The 13,523-nt window shown below is 67.4% G+C and carries 13 protein-coding genes; 5 read left to right on the top strand and 8 right to left on the bottom strand.

Annotation, left to right across the window (positions count from 1 at the left end):
* Positions 1-30: 30 nt before the first annotated feature.
* The 4 genes from cobT to ASF32_RS01290 all read right to left on the bottom strand — a co-directional run bounded on the left by cobT (position 31) and on the right by ASF32_RS01290 (position 4,311).
* The gene (cobT, locus tag ASF32_RS01305) at positions 31-1,932 is read right to left on the bottom strand and encodes a cobaltochelatase subunit CobT (protein WP_056422492.1); all 1,902 of its coding nucleotides are present in this window, start codon (positions 1,930-1,932) and stop codon (positions 31-33) included.
* 5 nt (positions 1,933-1,937) lie between these two features.
* Positions 1,938-2,441, bottom strand: a complete 504-nt coding sequence (locus ASF32_RS01300; RefSeq protein ID WP_056422490.1) for a DUF29 domain-containing protein — start codon at positions 2,439-2,441, stop codon at positions 1,938-1,940.
* A 20-nt stretch (positions 2,442-2,461) separates the two neighbouring features.
* Entirely contained in the window at positions 2,462-3,445 is a 984-nt protein-coding gene (cobS, locus tag ASF32_RS01295) for a cobaltochelatase subunit CobS (RefSeq protein ID WP_056422487.1), read from the bottom strand.
* 233 nt (positions 3,446-3,678) lie between these two features.
* On the bottom strand, positions 3,679-4,311 hold the full coding sequence (locus tag ASF32_RS01290; RefSeq protein WP_056422483.1) for a DnaJ domain-containing protein: 633 nt from the start codon (positions 4,309-4,311) through the stop codon (positions 3,679-3,681).
* Positions 4,312-4,451: 140 nt separating this feature from the next.
* Between ASF32_RS01290 and ASF32_RS01285 the strand changes: the two genes are divergently transcribed.
* Positions 4,452-4,730 carry a BolA family protein gene (locus ASF32_RS01285; protein WP_056422480.1) on the top strand — a complete coding sequence of 93 codons (279 nt, stop codon included), beginning with the start codon at positions 4,452-4,454 and terminating at the stop codon, positions 4,728-4,730.
* Between the two features lie 31 nt (positions 4,731-4,761).
* Positions 4,762-5,184 carry an alternative ribosome rescue aminoacyl-tRNA hydrolase ArfB gene (gene arfB / locus ASF32_RS01280; protein ID WP_200919010.1) on the top strand — a complete coding sequence of 141 codons (423 nt, stop codon included), beginning with the start codon at positions 4,762-4,764 and terminating at the stop codon, positions 5,182-5,184.
* Positions 5,185-5,402: 218 nt separating this feature from the next.
* Here the strand turns inward: arfB and ASF32_RS01275 are convergent, their stop codons facing one another.
* Positions 5,403-6,137 (bottom strand): YoaK family protein, encoded by a 735-nt coding sequence (locus ASF32_RS01275; RefSeq protein ID WP_056422475.1) that lies wholly within the window; start codon positions 6,135-6,137, stop codon positions 5,403-5,405.
* A gap of 176 nt (positions 6,138-6,313) precedes the next feature.
* Positions 6,314-7,282, bottom strand: a complete 969-nt coding sequence (locus ASF32_RS01270) for a methyltransferase domain-containing protein (protein WP_056422472.1) — start codon at positions 7,280-7,282, stop codon at positions 6,314-6,316.
* A gap of 70 nt (positions 7,283-7,352) precedes the next feature.
* Here ASF32_RS01270 and ASF32_RS01265 point away from each other — a divergent pair, with 70 nt between their 5' ends.
* The 3 genes from ASF32_RS01265 to ASF32_RS01255 are packed head-to-tail and all read left to right on the top strand — an operon-like array spanning position 7,353 to position 10,713.
* Complete coding sequence (locus ASF32_RS01265) at positions 7,353-8,399, top strand: ligase-associated DNA damage response exonuclease (protein WP_056422470.1); 1,047 nt, start codon at positions 7,353-7,355, stop codon at positions 8,397-8,399.
* Complete coding sequence (locus ASF32_RS01260) at positions 8,396-10,240, top strand: cisplatin damage response ATP-dependent DNA ligase (protein WP_056422462.1); 1,845 nt, start codon at positions 8,396-8,398, stop codon at positions 10,238-10,240. The genes ASF32_RS01265 and ASF32_RS01260 overlap by 4 nt, the downstream gene beginning before the upstream one ends.
* The gene (locus ASF32_RS01255) at positions 10,237-10,713 is read left to right on the top strand and encodes a secondary thiamine-phosphate synthase enzyme YjbQ (RefSeq protein WP_056422459.1); all 477 of its coding nucleotides are present in this window, start codon (positions 10,237-10,239) and stop codon (positions 10,711-10,713) included. Before ASF32_RS01260 ends, ASF32_RS01255 begins: the two co-directional genes overlap by 4 nt.
* Positions 10,714-10,756: 43 nt before the next feature.
* On the opposite strand, the gene ASF32_RS25015 is transcribed toward ASF32_RS01255, so the two are convergent.
* Both ASF32_RS25015 and ASF32_RS01245 read right to left on the bottom strand, forming a co-directional pair.
* Complete coding sequence (locus tag ASF32_RS25015) at positions 10,757-11,320, bottom strand: response regulator transcription factor (protein ID WP_156467629.1); 564 nt, start codon at positions 11,318-11,320, stop codon at positions 10,757-10,759.
* 798 nt (positions 11,321-12,118) lie between these two features.
* On the bottom strand, positions 12,119-13,468 hold the full coding sequence (locus ASF32_RS01245) for an O-antigen ligase family protein (RefSeq protein WP_056422452.1): 1,350 nt from the start codon (positions 13,466-13,468) through the stop codon (positions 12,119-12,121).
* Positions 13,469-13,523 lie beyond the last annotated feature (55 nt).

Raw genomic sequence — 13,523 nt, 5'->3', positions numbered from 1 at the left:
ATCAACGGGGCATCGGTTCGATTTCGATGGCTACCGCCGCCCGCCCGCAGCCCTGCGCACGGGCGCGGCACCACCCGCATCCTCCTCGAACAGCTCCGCCAGCTTCTCCGTCATCGCCCCGCCGAGCTCCTCGGCGTCGATGATGGTGACGGCGCGGCGGTAGTAGCGGGTCACGTCGTGGCCGATGCCGATGGCGAGGAGTTCCACCGGTGAGCGGGTCTCGATGTCCTCGATCATCCAGCGCAGGTGGCGCTCGAGATAATTGCCCGGATTGACCGAGAGGGTCGAATCGTCGACGGGCGCGCCGTCCGAGATCACCATCAGGATCTTGCGCTGTTCGGGCCGGGCGAGCAGGCGCTTGTGCGCCCAGTCCAGGGCCTCGCCGTCGATATTCTCCTTGAGCAGCCCCTCGCGCATCATCAGCCCGAGATTCTTGCGCGCCCGGCGCCAGGGAGCGTCGGCGCTCTTGTAGACGATGTGGCGCAGGTCGTTGAGGCGGCCCGGCGCGTTGGGCTTGCCCGCCGCCAGCCACGCCTCGCGTGACTGGCCGCCCTTCCAGGCGCGGGTGGTGAAGCCCAGGATCTCCACCTTCACGCCGCAGCGCTCCAGGGTCCGCGCCAGGATGTCGGCGCAGGTGGCCGCCACGGTGATCGGCCGGCCGCGCATGGAGCCCGAATTGTCCAGCAGCAGCGTCACCACCGTGTCGCGAAAATTCGTGTCCTTCTCGCGCTTGAACGAGAGCGGCTGGAACGGGTCGGTCATCACCCGCACGAGGCGGGCCGGATCGAGCTGGCCTTCTTCGAGGTCGAATTCCCAGGCCCGGTTCTGCTGCGCCAGGAGCCGGCGCTGCAGCCGGTTGGCGAGTCGGCCGACCACGCCCTGGAGATGGGCGAGCTGCTTGTCGAGATAGGTGCGCAGGCGCGCGAGCTCTTCGGCGTCGCACAGATCCTCGGCGTCGATCATCTCGTCGAAGCGGGGATTGAACACCTTGTATTCGGGGCCGCGCGGCTCGACGGGCCGGTTGTTGGGCGGACGCTTGGCCTCGGAGGCCTCCTCGGATTCGGCGTTCTCGGACTCGTCCGGCAATTCGCCGGAGGGAGCGTCGGCGGCTTCCGTGGCGCCGTCCTGCAACTCGTCCGAGGCCTCCTCGGAGGTCTCCATCTCGGACTTGTCGCCCTGGGACTGCTCCTCGGCTTCGCCCTCGCTCGGGGTCTGCTCGTCGTCCTGCCCTTCGTTGTCGTCCTCGTTGTCGTCGTCCTCCGGGTCGAGCGGCGTCTCGTCCGCCATGTCGAGGGAGGACAGCAACTCGCGCACCGAGCGGGCGAAGGAGCGCTGGTTCTCGAGATTGCCGATGAGACCGTCGAGGCTGGGGCCGGCCTTCTCCTCGATATGGGAGCGCCAGAGGTCGACGATCTTGCGCGCGGCCTTGGGCGGGGCTTCCCCGGTCAGGCGTTCGCGCACCATCAGGGCGACGGCATCCTCCATCGGGGCATCCGCCCGGTCGGTGATGTCCTCGTACTTGCCGCCGCGATGGTAGCGGTCCTCCAGCATGGCCGTGAGGTTCGAGGCCACGCCGGCCATCCTACGCGAGCCGATGGCCTCCACGCGGGCCTGTTCGACGGCATCGAACACGGCGCGCGCACCGGCATTCTCGGGGGCGAGGCGGCGATGGACCGCCACATCGTGGCAGCCGAGGCGCAGCGCCATCGAATCGGCATTGCCGCGCAGGATCGCCACATCCTCCGGCGTCAGCTTGCGCGGCGGCTCGGGCAGGCGCGCCTTGTCGCCGGTGAGCGCCGGCCGGTCGCTGGCATAGACCACCTCGATCTCGGAGCGCTTGGCGATGGCGCGCAGGCATCCGGCCACCGAACGCTTCAGCGGTTCGGCGATGGGCTCCCGGCGTTCGCCGGCTTTGCGGTTCGAGATGGCCACGATCGCTACTTCTTCACCGAGTCGAAATCGAAGGGGCGGTCCAGGATGTCGTCCCAGCCGTAGGGGCATTCCGCGGGAAACTCATCCGGCGGCAGATGGGTCTCGTCGGCGGCCCAATCGCGTGCGTCCGGGTAGGCGTCGCTCAGCGCCTCGTCGATGCGAGGCTTCAGCCCGGGATTGCTGGACAAGATCCGCCCGTAGCGCCGCCGTTGCTCACGGATCGAGAAGATCCAGCTCGGCGTGCGGTGCTCCGGCTGCTGGTCCCATTTCAGCATGTGCATGACGAGGACGCGCAGGGTGCTCTGAAGCTTGGCGAACTCGCTCTTCGACAAATCCTCGAGTTCCTCGGCCATGTGCTCGAGATCGAGCTCCTCGAAGCGACGGGCGCGCAGGAGATCGGCTTGCTGGATCAGCCACGAATAGAAATCATCCTCGTAGCGCGCACGATTCGGTGCGCGCTCGGACGGTGACGATTCCCGTGTCTCACCCTTCAAGGCCGGTTCGGCCATCGCGTCCTCCGCGTCGATCCTCAGCTCAGCGCCACGTTCATCGCGCTCTCGGGCAGCTCCTTGCCGAAGGCACGCTGGTAGAATTCCGCCACCAGGGTGCGTTCGAGCTCGTCGCACTTGTTGAGGAAGGTCACCCGGAAGGCGAAGCCGATATCCTGGAAGATGTCGGCGTTCTCGGCCCAGGTGATCACCGTGCGCGGGCTCATGACGGTGGAGAGGTCGCCGTTCATGAAGGCGTTGCGGGTCAGGTCGGCGACGCGGACCATGCGGCTGACGATGTCGCGCCCGCCGTCGCGCTGGTAATGCAGCGCCTTCGACAGGACGATGTCCACCTCGCGGTCATGGGCGAGGTAGTTCAGCGTCGTCACGATCGACCAGCGGTCCATCTGGCCCTGGTTGATCTGCTGGGTGCCGTGATAGAGGCCGGACGTGTCGCCCAGCCCCACCGTGTTGGCGGTGGCGAACAGGCGGAAGGCCGGGTGGGGGCGGATCACCCGCTTCTGGTCGAGCAGCGTCAGGCGCCCCGAGACTTCGAGCACGCGCTGGATCACGAACATCACGTCCGGTCGGCCGGCATCGTATTCGTCGAAGACCAGCGCCACGTTGTTCTGCAGCGCCCAGGGCAGGATACCGTCTTGGAAGGCGGTGATCTGCTTGCCGTCCTTCAGCACGATCGCGTCCTTGCCGACGAGATCGATGCGGGAGACGTGGCTGTCGAGGTTGATCCGGATGCAGGGCCAGTTCAGGCGGGCGGCGACCTGCTCGATATGGGTCGACTTGCCGGTGCCGTGATAGCCGGTGACCATCACGCGCCGGTTACGGGCGAAGCCCGCCAGGATCGCCAGGGTGGTCTCGCGATCGAAGATGTAATCCGGGTCGAGATCGGGAACGTGCTCCTCGCTCTGCGAGAAGGCCGGCACCTTGAGGTCGAGATCGATGCCGAAGGCCTCGCGGACGGAGACCATCCGGTCGGGCAGCGAGGCGGGGGTGTCGTCAGAAAGCATACGGGACCTCGTCGGGGCGGGCGCCGGCATGGGCCGGGCTCGCGGATCTATCTCGGTGGGCATTGCCGGGTCCCGCACGGGGCGAGACGTGGAATACCACCTTTAAGGGGCTGCGTCGGCGGACGCCAAGGGGTGCGAGAACTCGATATAGGGCCTCCCGCGCGGTTTGCCGCCTCCCACCGCACGTCATTTGCAAAAACGTGCATCGTTCGTGCCGGTTCGCGGCACCCGGCTCAGCACAGGCCGGCGGCACGCAGGGTGTCGTGGGCGCGGATGATGTCGCGCAGCCGCTCCTCGAACGAGCGGTCGCCGCCATTGGCGTCGGGGTGGAAGCGCTTCACCAGCACCTTGTACTGCGCCTTGATGGCGGCCGTGTCGGCGTTCTCGTCGAGGCCGAGCACGTCGAGGGCCTTCAGGGCGGCCACCGTGAGGCGCGGCCGGCTCGGCTCGGGCTTGGCCCGGCGCGAGGTCTCGCCGACGCCTTCGCTGCGCAGGATGTCGAGCGGGTCGACATAGGCCCAGTCGCGCTTCGGGTCGCCCGGTTTCGCTCCGGCGGCCCGCGTCGCCGGGTTCACGCCCATCGCCCAGGTCGGGCGGTGCCCGATCACGGCGTCCTTCTGGTAGGCCTGGACGGCGGCGTCGTTCATGCCGTCGAAGTAGTTGTAGGTGGCGTTGTAGGCGCGCACGTGGTCGATGCAGAAGCGCCAGTACTGGCCTTCCGCCTTGCGACCCTTGGGAGCGCGGTAGAGCCCGGCATTGGTGCAGCCGGGGGTCTCGCAGCCCGTCTGGGACGCAGCCTTGGGCTCGTCGCAGGAGGGTTTGCGCTTGATGCGGATGCTGTCGAACAGACGCGAGTTGAGATCCATGGTGGGGCGATTATGAGAGGGCGGGTCCGAGACACAAGGGCGGCGGGCCTGATGACGCATGCGGAGATCGGGGGTTGACGACCCCGAAGCCTCCGGGCGCCTACAGGCTAGGAACGAAGCGACGGAAAGACGAGGACACGATGGCCGGCACGCTCAAGGATTGGATCACCGGAGCGCTCGACGCGCAACTGGCGCCGCAAACCCTGGTGGTCGTGGACGAATCCCATCTGCATGCGGGACATTCGGGCGCACGGCCCGAGGGCGAGACGCATTTCCGTGTCGAGATCGTCTCCGCCGCATTCGAGGGGAAGAGCCGGGTCGAGCGCCACCGGATCGTGAACGGCGTTCTCGACGAGGCGTTCAAGCGCGGGCTCCACGCCCTCGCGGTGAAGGCGAAGGCGCCGTCCGAGGCCGCCTGAGCGGCTCCGGCATACGAGGAATATGGTGGCGATGGCCCTGCAATGCACCCCGCATCTCGCCATCGACGAGGCCGAACTCGAAGAGACTTTCGTGCGCGCCTCGGGGCCGGGCGGGCAGAACGTCAACAAGCTCTCCACGGCGGTGCAGCTCCGCTTCGATGCGCGGCGCTCGCACTCCCTGCCCGACGCCGTGGCGGTGCGCCTGATGCGCCTCGCCGGGCGGCGGCTGACCCAGGACGGGGTCATCGTCATCATGGCCCAGCAGTTCCGCACGCAGGACCGCAACCGGGCCGATGCGCGCGAGCGCCTCGCCGCCCTCGTCGCCGAGGCGGCGGTGCCGCCGACGCCGCGCCGGGCGACACGCCCGACCCTCGCTTCGAAGAAGCGGCGCCTCGACGAGAAGTCCCGGCGCGGCGCCACCAAGCGCCTGCGCAGCGACGGCGGAGGCGATTGAACTCATCGCCAAGCGGCGCCGATCCCGACCGATGGTCGTTCTCGACGCGTTCGGCGGACGGGGACGAGGTCCATTCATCGTCCGCCGGTCGCAGGGCCTATTTGAGGTGTCTTTCCAAGGCTTTATCTCATCCTGAGGTGCTCTGCTGGGATGATCGATTTCGGCAGACGATCGGCTCCGGCATGAAGATCCGCCCTTAGATCCGATGAAACACGCGCTTACTTCACCGGTCCCCTTGCGTCCGGCGGATGGTATTCTTCCGCGCCCGTGACATAGGCGCTGCCGGGCTTCAGGACGGTGAGGGCGATGGCGATCAGGGCGAGGAGTGCCGCGAGGGCCGCCGGGAACAGGAAGGCGTCCTCGCCGAAACGGGTCTGGAGGAAGCCGCCGATCACCGCCCCGGTGCTCAGGGCGCCCCAGAGCGGCGCCTGGATCCAGAACGACGGTGCGACCTTGCCCATCAGCAGGTTGGCGAGCCCGGTGCCGAAGCGGACCACGGCGCCCGTGACATAGGTGAGGGCGAGGCTGCGCCCGGCCTCGTCCTGCAGCGTGGCGTTCTGGAGGCCGAGCGCGATGACGATGGGATAGACGTGCAGCGGCCAGGAGAAGGTGCCGTAGGGCATGACGAGGCCGATGGCGAGGAGCACCGCCTGCAGCAGCAGCATCACCGAGAGCCGCCAGCGCCCGACCCAGGCCGCGATCAGCGTGCCGATGAAGGCGCCGAAGCAGAACATGACGATGACCGAGCTGACGCGGGCCGTGCTCTCCCAATCGAACTTGCTCACCGAGACGCCGAAGCGGGTGGTGTTGCCGCTCATGAACGACATGAAGAGCTGTGAAAATTCGAGGAAGCCGATGGAATCGGCGCATCCGGCCAGTGCCGAGAGGGCGAGTGCGAAGGGAATGCGCGTGCTCGGGCTCGCGGGAAACGACTTGTCGGTCTTATCGGCCATGCGTCTGAACAGGCTCCTGGAAGAGGATTGTAAGGGTCGGGAGAAGGCCGGACCTTACCGATCGGACGCGACGGATAAACCGCCTGCGCCGCGTTGGTGCGGATGAATGGGGGAGTGTCGTGCCGTGCAACACATGCCGGCCCGCTTCGGTTCAACTCAATCGCGCACAATTGGGATTAAGGCGCCGGAGGGCCGGGTTTGCGCAACAGGACTACGCGCGCCGGCACTTCGCTCCCGCGCTCGCGGCGGATCACGGCGGGTTCGAGACCGAGCATGTCCAGACCGGCTTCGTCGGCCAGCCGGCGAAGGTAGCGCTCGCCATGGGCGTAGCGCGCATCGGCACCGAGAACGAGGCCGCCATCGGGGTTCCACTGCACCGTGAAGGCCACGAGGCCCGTGGGCCTGAGAATGCGGGCGGTCTCGGCCATGACCGGGGAAAGGCCGCCGACATAGATGAAGACGTCCGCCGCGATGACGAGATCGGCGCTGTCCCGCGTCCCGCCTCGGAGAATGGGGACGAGATCGCCCTCGATGAGCCTGTCGTAGCGCCGCCGCCGGGCGGCTTCGGTGAGCATGCCGGGGGAGATGTCGATTCCCATCAGGGTTCGCGTGCGCCCATTCAAAGCCTCGCCCACCAGGCCGGTGCCGCAGCCGAGGTCGATCACGTCGCCGAAATCCGCCCGCGCGCCGTCCAGCCCGTCGAGGGCCCTCACCAGCAGTTCCGGCCCGCGATATTGCAACTCGCCCACGAGGTGACGCTCGAATCGCGGAGCGTAGCCGTCGAACAGGGCGCGGATATAGGCCGGCGAGATCGCCCCCAAAGCCGCGCCCTCGCCGATCTGGACGAGGCGCAGCCGGGCCCCGAGTTCGTCATGCGGGTCGAGGTCGAGGGCATTGCCATAGGCCCTGAGCGCGGCATGGTGGTGGGCGACATCCGCTGTGGCGAGGTGGCGGGCCTCCCGCGCCCGTCCGAGCAGGAACCACGCCGCCGCGTAACGCGGCGCGATCTCCAGGACCTGCTCGGCCATCTCGGCCGCGCCCTCCGCATCGCCCTCGGAGAGACAGGCCTCCGCATAGGCGTAGCGCCGGTCGGCGAGGAGATCGCCCGAACTGTTCTGAAGTGACGTCTGCGCTCGCGGGTTCATGCGAGCGCCCTATATCACGTCGCATGATCCGCCATCCCCATGTTCGGCCCTTCGCAGTTCGGCCCCCCGCATGAGCCTGAGTGCGAGCGACCTCCTGACCCTGACCCGCGAGGGGCTGTATTGTCCGCTGGGCGGGTTCCACGTGGACCCGACCTGGCCGGTGCCGCGCGCCCTCATCACCCACGGCCATGCCGACCATGCCCGGTCCGGCCACGGCAAGGTGCTGGCCACGGGCCAGACCCTGCGGATCATGGCCGTGCGCTACGGCGAGGATTTCTGCGAGGCGCGCCAGGAGGCGGTGCTCGGCGAGGACATCCGCATCGGCGACGTGACGGTGCGTTTCGCGCCTGCCGGCCATGTCCTCGGCTCGGCCCAGATCTCCATCCAAGCGCAGGGCGTGCGGGTGGTCGTCTCGGGCGATTACAAGCGCGCCTACGACCCGACCTGCCTGCCCTTCGAGGTGGTGCCCTGCGATGTCTTCATCACCGAGGCGACCTTCGGCCTGCCGGTCTTCCGGATGCCGGACACGGCGGGCGAGGTGCGTAAGCTCCTCGATTCCGTCGCCCTGTTCCCCGAGCGCGCCCATATCGTCGGCGCCTACGCGCTCGGCAAGGCGCAGCGGGTCATGGCCCTGCTGCGGGAGGCCGGCTACGACGAACCGATCTATCTCCACGGCGCCATGGAGAAGTTGACCGAACTCTACAAGCGCGAGGGCATCCCGCTCGGGGAGACGCCGAAGGTCGTCGCGACGGAGCGCGGAAAACTCCACGGCGCCATCGTGCTCTGCCCGCCTTCGGCGATCCAGGACGTGTGGTCGCGCAAATTCCCCGATCCCGTCACCTCCTTCGCTTCCGGCTGGATGCGGGTGCGCGCCCGCGCCCGGCAGAAGGGCGCCGAACTCCCCCTCGTCATCTCCGACCATTCCGACTGGCCGGACCTGTGCCGCACCATCCGAGAGACCGGGGCCGGCGAGGTCTGGGTCACCCACGGGCAGGAGGACGCCCTGGTGCATTGGTGCGGGACGCAAGGGATCAAGGCGAAACCGCTGCACATGCTGGGCTATGGCGATGACGGCGAGGGCGAAACCGCCGCGCCGGCCGAGGAGGCCGCCGCGTGAACGACTTCGCCCATCTCCTCGACCGCCTCGCCTACGAGCCGCGCCGCAACGCCAAGCTGCGCCTGCTGCAGGATTACTTCGCCCATGCGCCCGACCCGGAGCGGGGCTGGGCGCTGGCCGCCATGACCGGCAACCTCAGCTTCCGCGAGGCCAAGCCGGCGATGATCCGCGGATTGGTGGAGGCGCGGGTCGACCCGGTGCTGTTCGCGCTCTCCCATAATTACGTCGGTGATCTCGCCGAGACCACGGCGCTGATCTGGCCGTCTCAAAACCCTCCCCCCTCTGCGGGGGAGGGTGGCCCTCGCGTGAGCGAGGGTCGGGAGAAGGGAGCGCCATCTCCGGAAAGGTCGTCCCCTCTCCCGCCTGCTCCGCAGGCACCCTCCCCCGCAGAGGGGGGAGGGGATGCAGCAGCGGCCGGTCCGGGCCACAACAACCCGCCGCCGCACATCCCGACCCTCTCGGAAGTGGTCGAGACCCTCGCCACCGTGAAGAAATCCGACCTGCCGGCCCATATCGCCGGCTGGCTCGATGCGCTCGACGAGACCGGGCGCTGGGCGCTGCTGAAGCTCATCACCGGGGCTCTGCGCGTGGGCGTCTCCGCCCGCCTCGCCAAGACGGCGGTGGGGGCGCTCGGCGGCCACGAGGCCGATGCGGTGGAGGAGGTCTGGCACGGGCTGGAGCCGCCCTATCTCGGCCTGTTCGCCTGGGTCGAGGGGAGGGGCGAGCGTCCCACCACCCTCAACCCCGCGCCGTTCCGCCCGCCGATGCTCTCCCACCCCATCGACGAGGAGACGGATTTCGACAAGCTCGATCCGGCCGCCTTCTCGGGCGAGTGGAAATGGGACGGCATCCGCGTCCAACTCGCGGGGGGGCGCGACGAGGCCGGGGAGCAGGTGGCGCGGGTCTATTCGCGCACCGGCGAGGACATCACGCATGCCTTCCCCGATCTCGCCGAGGCGATCACCTTCACGGGCACGATCGACGGTGAGTTGCTGATCCTGCGGGAGGAGCGGGTTCAGAGCTTCAACGTGCTGCAGCAGCGCCTCAACCGGAAGGCCGTGACGCCCAAGCTGCTGGAGGAATTCCCGGCCCATGTGCGGGCCTACGACCTTCTCACGGCGGAGGGCGAGGATCTGCGCCCGCTGCCCTTCGCGACCCGCCGCGCGCGGCTCAAGGGTTTCGTCGCGGCCCTGGATCACGCCCGCATCGATCTCTCGCCGCTGGTGACGTTCGAGACCTGGGAAGATCTCGCCGAGGCCCGCGCCGATCCCGCGAGCGTGGGGGCGGGCGAGGATGCCGACGCCATCGAGGGGGTGATGCTGAAGCTGCGCGACAGCCCCTATCTGCCCGGCCGCCCCAAGGGTCCGTGGTGGAAGTGGAAGCGCGAGCCGCATCTCGTCGACGCCGTGATGATGTATGCCCAGCGCGGCCACGGCAAACGCTCGTCCTTCTATTCGGACTACACCTTCGGGGTCTGGCGCGAGCGGCCGGAGGGTGGGCGGGAACTGGTGCCTGTGGGCAAGGCCTATCACGGCTTCACCGATGCGGAACTCGCCAAGCTCGACCGCTTCGTCCGCAACCACACGACCAAACGCTTCGGCCCCGTGCGCGAAGTCGCCTACGGGCCGGAGGAGGGCCTCGTCCTGGAGATCGCCTTCGAGGGGGTGCAGCGCTCCACCCGGCACAAATCCGGCGTCGCCATGCGCTTCCCCCGCGTCCACCGCATCCGCTGGGACAAGCCGGCCGCCGAGGCGGACGGGATCGGAATTCTGGAGACCATTCTGGCGCGCGGCGAGCGGGAAATCGCGCCGGGCGCATCGATCGACGAGGAGGCATCATGATGGCTGCAGGCAGGATCGGCGGGATCGAAGGTTTTCAGGAAGGCGAGATCCGGCGCCAGGCCAGCGCCCGCTTCACCGTCTCGACGCGGGGCCAGGGCTTCACCGATGTCACGGCGGCGGTAGCCGATTTCCTCGGGCGCAGCGGCATCGCGCAGGGCCTGCTCACGCTCTTCTGCCGGCACACCTCGGCCTCCCTGACGATCCAGGAGAATGCCGATCCCGACGTGCAGAGCGACCTGATGACGGCCCTGGACGGGCTCGCCCCACGCCTCCCCGGTGGCGGCTACATCCATTCGGCGGAAGGCCCCGACGACATGCCGGCGCATATCCGCACCCTGCTCACGGATTCGGGCCTGACGATCCCCGTCATCGACGGACGTCTCGTCCTCGGCACGTGGCAGGGCATCTATCTCATCGAACACCGCGACCGGCCGCACCGGCGCGACATCGTCCTGCACGTCGCCGGCGCATAGGCGACCGGCGGCGCACCGTCATCGGGCGCGCCGCCGGTCCGGGTCACGCGGCCCGGCCGTTCCGGCGGCAGCCGACCGTCGGGGTGCCGTGTTTCGAAACCCAGACCGCCGCCTGGGTCCGGTTGCTGACATTGATCTTTCTCAAGACGTTCTTGACGTGGATCTTCACCGTCGCCTCGGAGATCCGCAATTCCCGGGCGATCGACTTGTTGGAATGCCCGGTCGACAAGCAGGCGAGGACTTCGATCTCGCGATGCGAGAGATCCGATGCCGCTGCGGGCGCCGTCTCTACGCCCTTGGCGAACCGCATGAGAGCCGGCCTCGGGAAGCCGTTGCTGCCCCCGGTCAGATGCGAGGCGGCACCGATGGAGATCACGATGTTACCGCCCATCACGACGTTCAGCGATCGGATCAAGGCGATCGGCTGCGCGCTCCGGTTCAGGCAGGCCTGGATGCCCCGCTGCAGCAGGTACCGCGGCACCGCCGGATCGGTCTCGGCCGTCAGGGCGACGATCCGGGCCGTGGGAAAGTGGGATTGCACCAGGGGAACCAGCGCTCCCTCGATCTCATCCTGGCCGAACTCGCTCAGGATGATCAGCTCCGGCATGTATCCGATCTGTAGATCTGCAATATCGTCTATCGAATCGAGGACTGAATATCCGTTCTGGTTCAATATTCCGACGAGACCGTCCCGTTCGAGCCCTCTCGGGCCAATGACGATGGCGGGTATGGTCGTGGTCGCAGAGGTCAGACTATCCGGTCCGACGATCATGCTGGGAAGGAAATCGGATTGGGGAGGCTCGGAAGAAGCAGTGATACTGAGTGGCATCGGGCTAACTCCAATGAAGACTTGGAAATAGATGGCATGGCCATCGCTCTGCCGGCATGAATGAAATGCCGCCGTATGAACGTCGCACTGTCGTCCTGCTGCGAAGGCGAGACGCAGTCTCATAGCAGTCGATCGAAAATCGGGTCGTCGTGCTGAGCAGGTGATCGTGATGAAACAAATGTTATTATTTCAGGTTACAAATATCCGCGGATCGTCGTTGCTCCCTCCCTCAGTGTCGAATTCTATGACGATTGAATAACATGGAGACATCGCGTGCAACAAGGAAAAATGAACACTTCAAATCTGCCGCGTCGAGTGCGTATGACTGCCTGTAGGTCAATGATTCCGCGCTCGCTGAAGTCTCGATTTCAGCAAGCCTCGGATGGTAAAACGCTCTTGCACGTAGGCGTGGAAGCCGAAACCGACGTCTTGGAGCGGCCCCCGTCATGCCGGCCTCCGAAGCCTGGAACAGTCGAGACCTGTGAAAGGCCGTACCGTGGTATGACTACTTAGATCCGGTCCGAACCAGGGATTGTCCAAGGTTAGAGCAGGTTACCGGCCCTCATGGACCGGCCCTCATGGACCGGCGCGATCCTCGCCGTGCCGAAAGCTGCGCCCGAGGGGGGAGCGGAAGATCATGCTGGCGCCGATGCCGAAGCCGAAGACGCACCAGAACCAGATGCCCAGCATCGGTCCTTCGAGCGCCACGTCGAAGCAGGCGTCCACGAACATGCCGAGGCCGTAGCAGCCGATCCAGATGAACAGCTTGGCCCAATGCTCCTCCCCGCGCCGGCGGGCCCAGAGCAGGCTGTGGAACAGCATCGTGAACCAGGTCGCCAGCACGCCGAGCCACAGCACGAGGCCAGGGACGCCCGAGCGCGCCAGATAGGTCATGTTGACGTTGTGGGGGCTGCGCAGCACCGCGTCGGCCGTCACCCATTGCTTGTAGCCGTCCTCGAGGGCGATGTTCACCCCGAAGCCCTTGCCCGTCCAGAAATACGGCCCGCGCAACGTGTAATCCTGAATCGTCGCCCACCAGCGCAGGCGGAACTCCTTGGTCGCCTCGAAATTCGAGGCTTCGCTGACGCCGACCACGCTCTTCAAGCCCTCGACGATCTGCTTGGGTCCGGTCGCCCGCTCGTTGCCGGGAAGCTGGACGCTGAGATCGAACAGCGTCGCGATGATCGCGGCGACGAAAAACACCAGGACGATGGGCATGAACTGCCGCAGCCGCCGCCCGGCGATGGCCGCGACCACCACCGGCACGAGGCAGGTCAGCATGGCGCCGCGGCTCGAGGTGACGACGATCATGCTCGCCATCAGCACGGCGATCCAGAGGCGCGAGAAGCGGCCGAGCCCCAGCAGGACGAAGACGGCGATGGCCGCGAGGTGGCTGGCGGCCTCGCCGGCCCGGACGCTGGGGATCTGGATCTCGGTGCCGGGGATCTTCAGGAACGCCGAACTCAGGCCGTACACGATGCCGCCGGCCAGGGCATAGAACCGCGCGAACCGGCCATAGGCGTCCATGGCCCGCCCGAACCGGCCGGGTTCCTCCAGCAGCAGGGCGACGACGATCAGGGCGAACAGGCCGTAGAGGGCCAGCACGCTGTCTCGGGGGGCGTCCATCCCGTAGGGGCCCAGATACGGCACGGTCCGGTAGAGGACCCAGCCCATCAGGACGATGAGCATCCGGCTCGCTGGCGTCGCCAGGATGGCGAGCCAGCATCCGGACCGCAGCAGCGCGATGAGCCCCCCGGCCAGGGCCATCTCGCCCACGAAGAGCGGCGGGATGCCCAGATAGGCGAAGGTCTTCCCGAGGATGGCGTAGCCCAGGAGCACGATGACGAGGGCGCGGGAGTAGCGCTCGTTGAAGTCGTCGGCGGACCGGCCGAGGGGGAGGGCGGTGTCGAGGCGGGACTGGATCACGCGGGCGACTTCTTTAGAGGGAGCGGGACTTATGTCGGCACTCTCAGGGTCGTTC

Origin of the sequence: Methylobacterium sp. Leaf91 (genome assembly GCF_001422815.1) — a bacterium.
In the GTDB taxonomy this organism is placed as follows: Bacteria; Pseudomonadota; Alphaproteobacteria; order Rhizobiales; family Beijerinckiaceae; genus Methylobacterium.
Note: the sequence above shows the minus strand (reverse complement) of the source record. Positions and strands in the feature narration are given on the sequence as shown.